Source organism: Hymenobacter lapidarius, from assembly GCF_001816145.1.
In the GTDB taxonomy this organism is placed as follows: domain Bacteria; phylum Bacteroidota; class Bacteroidia; order Cytophagales; family Hymenobacteraceae; genus Hymenobacter; species Hymenobacter lapidarius.
Genome location: NZ_MDZB01000001.1, coordinates 1 through 3,868, shown reverse-complemented (window position 1 = coordinate 3,868; position 3,868 = coordinate 1). Strand labels below are relative to the sequence as shown.

The following is a 3,868-nucleotide window of genomic DNA, read 5'->3' as shown; positions in this document are numbered from 1 at the left end:
ACTCCCTCCGCTTTGACATCGAAGCCCTCTTCGCCTTCAACTGGGAGCAAACTCCGCCTCCGTCCACTTAACTTTTGGACCATACTTTTAACCAAGGCCAGAGTTGCCTCCGCGCCGCAAGGACCGGCCGAATACACGGGGGGGCTCCTCCCCTTCCCATGCTTTTCTAACTGCGCCGGCCGGGGAAGCCCTGCGACTAGGACAACGGGGTCCTTGCCGGGTACGCCTCAAGGCCATGCGATTGGGTTTGCCCAGCGAAACAACCGGCTCGGGTCAGCCATCCTGCTGCTAGCGCGGACTGGAAGTTTGCTCTGCCGCAGTAAAGGCCCACTACCCCATCATCCTGGATGGCGAGTGGTCGAGGCGTTTTCAAGCAACTAGGTTGATTTAAGAGGCCGCTCTCCCCAGGATGATGCCGGTCCACCCACATCGGGTGCCCGGCTGATTACTGCGATGGTTCAGCGTTAATCAAATAAAAATAACGAAATTCGACCATTAATCGAATATAATTAACCCAAGTTGCGGAGTACAGTGGGCATAAAAAAAGTCTGCTCGGCAGAGCAGCAGTAGGTTTAAGGTCTCTGACCTCCTCATTCCTGCTGAAACCATGCGCGAACAGACCGTTGCAATGTACTGCTTCCTCGACGATTTGCTCACCCGTACCCGCCCCGTGTGGGCGCGGCCGGCCGACCCGCGCCGGCGCTTGTCCGATGCCGAAGTGCTGACCACGGCCCTGGTCGCCGCCCGCTACTTCGGCGGCAATCTGGTCCTGGGCCGGCACTACATGCAGCAGCACTGGGGCATGAAATGGCTGGATAAGAGCGGTTTTACGCGCCACCTGCACCGCTTGTCCGACACCCTGCTGGGGCTGTTCACCACGCTCCTCAGCGCGCTGCGCACGGCGGTGCTGCCGCAGCGGCCCGACCCCGCCCCCGCGGCACCCCCGTTTTACACGGTTGCGTTCTTCGAGGCTTACTTTTCCAATTTCATCGAAGGAACTGATTTTCAGGTGGATGAGGCGCGCCGGATGGTGGAAACCGGCCAGCTGGTGGGCGGCCGGCACGCCGATTCGCACGACGTGCTGAGCACCTACCGGCTATGCAGCAACGTGGCCGAGATGCGGGTGGTCCCGCAATCGGCCGAGGACCTGCTGGCCATCCTGCAGCGCCGACACACCCAGCTCCTGCACGCGCGCCCGGACAAGCGCCCCGGCCAGTGGAAAGAGCACGCCAACCAAGCCGGGTTGACTAGCTTCGTGGAACCCGGCCTAATGCGCGGCACCTTGCACGAGGGCTTTAAGCTGTACCGCAGCCTGAGTGAACCACTGGCCCGGGCTCTGTTCATGGTGTTTATGGTGAGTGAGGTGCACCCGTTCGACGACGGGAACGGCCGCCTGGCGCGCCTGATGATGAACGCCGAGCTGGTCAGTGCCAGCCAGTGCCGGATTATCGTCACTACTCACGCCCGGGAAGGCTACCTGGACGCGCTGCGCCGGCTGAGCCGCCAAGGCGAGCCCGGCCGCTATCTGCGCATGCTGAGCGGCACCCAGCAGTTCGTGGCCGAGTTGCAGCCCACATCCTACGAGTCGGTGAAAGGGCAGCTGGAAAAGCAAGGCGCCTTCACGGAGATCTCCTCGCAGCTGCGCTGGTAGTAAAAAAGCCCGAGGGGCTCCCGGGCTTCTCTTACCGGCCCACCGGTGGTGTGGTCGCGCAACCAGCCCGGTAATAGTCGATTCAGGTATCGTTATAAGTCATTTTGCGAGATACCTCGCCGCCATGCACGCGGGGTCGCCCAAATCCTCCGACCGGCTCCCCCACCGTTGCTCGCGCTGCCTGCTGCAGTTGCCCCTCTCCACTCCTCTAGCAGTTAAATTACTGCTATTGTTGCTAGCATCTATATTCTTACTTGAAGTGCTAGCAATGCTATCTAATATAGCTGTGCTAGTTTCTCTATTGCTTGAAGTTCAGGAATACGTAGCAAAGGGCACTGATAGGTGTTGATATCATAATGCTAGTACTAATAGTATTGATAGCAATTATAGCATAAGAAGAAATACTACAGTATACTAGCTGTGCTAGCTAATGTGACATATCTTGCAGCGTAATCATTACAAGCACTGCTAGCGACGCTAGCTTCACAAGAATTACTAGCCATGCAAGGTTCCGCTACAGCACCGCCACGTCCACGGGTCATTGCCATTGCTAACAACAAGGGAGGAGTTGGGAAAACGGCTTCGGCGGCGGCAATTGCCGGCGAGTTGGTCCGGCAGGGCCACGCCGTGCTGGCGCTGGACCTGGACCCCCAGGCAGGCAACCTCACGGCCGTGCTGCACCAGCGCGGCTACCGGGGGCACACGCTGCTTTCGGTGCTGCTCGGGGAGGCCACCCTGGAAGAAATCATTGTCGAAACCAAACAAGACGGACTGGACCTACTGCCCGCTTCGATTCAGCTGCTGAGTCAGGAATCGCGCCTGCAACGGATTCCCGGCTACCATGGCCTGCTGCGCCGGCTGCTGCCGCAGCTCAGCGGCTACGCTTACGTGGTGATTGACTGCCCGCCTTCGCTGGGCGACTTGACCAGCCTGGCCCTGACGGCAGCCGATGTATACGCCATTCCTTGTCAGGCCGAGCAGCTGGCCTTTGACGGCCTTCACGACATGGTGCGGGCCGCCGGGGTGGTGCGGGATAACCTGAACGAGAGGCTGGCCCTGGCCGGTATCTTTTTCACGGCCTACCACCCCAACCAGCGCGGCACGCTCAACCACGGCACGGTCGAGGCCACGCGGCGCATTTACGGCGACGAGGCCCTGCTGCCCCACATCCGCAAGGACATGGCCGTGCCGATGTCGCAGGCCATGCAGCAGAGCGTATGCACCTACGAACCCGGTAGCCGCGCCGCGCAGGATTACGAATCGCTCACCCACGCCATCCTGAAAGCCCTATGAGAAAGCCCACGCAAAGCATGGCCGATATGCTGATGCAGTCGGTGGCCACTCCAGTTGTTGCCGCTGCCCCGGCTGCTACCCCGACACCGGAAGCGGGGGGGGAGAAGCTGGTCGCCTTTGGCCAGCGCATCACCGCCACCCACAAGGAACAACTCAGCCGGCTGGCTTTTTGGAGCCGGCGCAACGAGCGGCTTCTGCTCGACCGGGCCCTGAGCGAGTTCTTTGCCCGCCAGGACTCGGAATTGCTGCGTCCCATTCCCGAAGAGTAGGCAGTGGGGGAGGGGGGAAGGCGCATGAGCCTTCGCAGAATATAGTAGCGTCAATAACGGTTCTACACTGCTACCCTAAGCGCTTTTGAGTCTGCCCCAGCAATTGCGGCCAGCCCAGGCGCCAGGCAACAACTCTGGCAGCTGATTAGTCTCCCAGGACTTCCCTGGGCGCCTCCACGTGGCTGATCTTGGTGGGGTTAAACGCGGCCAGGGCCTGGTCAAACCAGTGCTCATCGACCGTGTCCTGGTACATAAGCAGGTGCACGGTGGCCGTCTGGTCGGGGTTGAGGCGCAGCAAGCGCCCAATCCGCTGGGCGGCCTTGCGCTCGTTGCCGTAAGCGTGCCAGATGATGGCCTTGGTTAAAAGTTTGGTCCAAAAGTCGCATTTGCCGTTCCCGTGCTTTAGTAATTACGGCACCTTATTTTCCAATCCTATGAAAGAGGGCTACGTGCTCTTAAGCTGATGCCGCCCAAGTGGCGTAACAGCTCCATCTTACGGGTTCTACTGGTCCACATTGACTTGCAGCAAGCGCCGCTGCGGGCACCTACAAGCGCTGGCGATGGTCTAAATCAAGGTGGTATTGTGCTTATCAATTACAATTTTAATGCGGGCAGCATGCATACTCAGTAATTTACTGAAGGAGCAGGATTTTCG

3 protein-coding genes and 1 pseudogene are annotated in these 3,868 nt (G+C 59.6%); 3 read left to right on the top strand and 1 reads right to left on the bottom strand.

The annotated features are described in order from the left end of the window. Positions 1-607 precede the first annotated feature (607 nt). The 3 genes and pseudogenes from BEN47_RS00015 to BEN47_RS00005 form a co-directional block, all read left to right on the top strand. Positions 608-1,408 (top strand): annotated as a pseudogene (locus BEN47_RS00015) (Fic family protein); the annotation flags it as partial. Between the two features lie 744 nt (positions 1,409-2,152). Further along, positions 2,153-2,944 (top strand): ParA family protein, encoded by a 792-nt coding sequence (locus BEN47_RS00010; RefSeq protein ID WP_083321946.1) that lies wholly within the window; start codon positions 2,153-2,155, stop codon positions 2,942-2,944. Further along, a complete protein-coding gene (locus BEN47_RS00005; RefSeq protein ID WP_070724162.1) occupies positions 2,941-3,213 on the top strand; it encodes a hypothetical protein in 273 nt (90 codons plus the stop codon). Before BEN47_RS00010 ends, BEN47_RS00005 begins: the two co-directional genes overlap by 4 nt. Positions 3,214-3,358: 145 nt before the next feature. Here the strand turns inward: BEN47_RS00005 and BEN47_RS21215 are convergent, their stop codons facing one another. Then, positions 3,359-3,511, bottom strand: a complete 153-nt coding sequence (locus BEN47_RS21215) for a hypothetical protein (RefSeq protein ID WP_158010759.1) — start codon at positions 3,509-3,511, stop codon at positions 3,359-3,361. Positions 3,512-3,868: the final 357 nt, after the last annotated feature.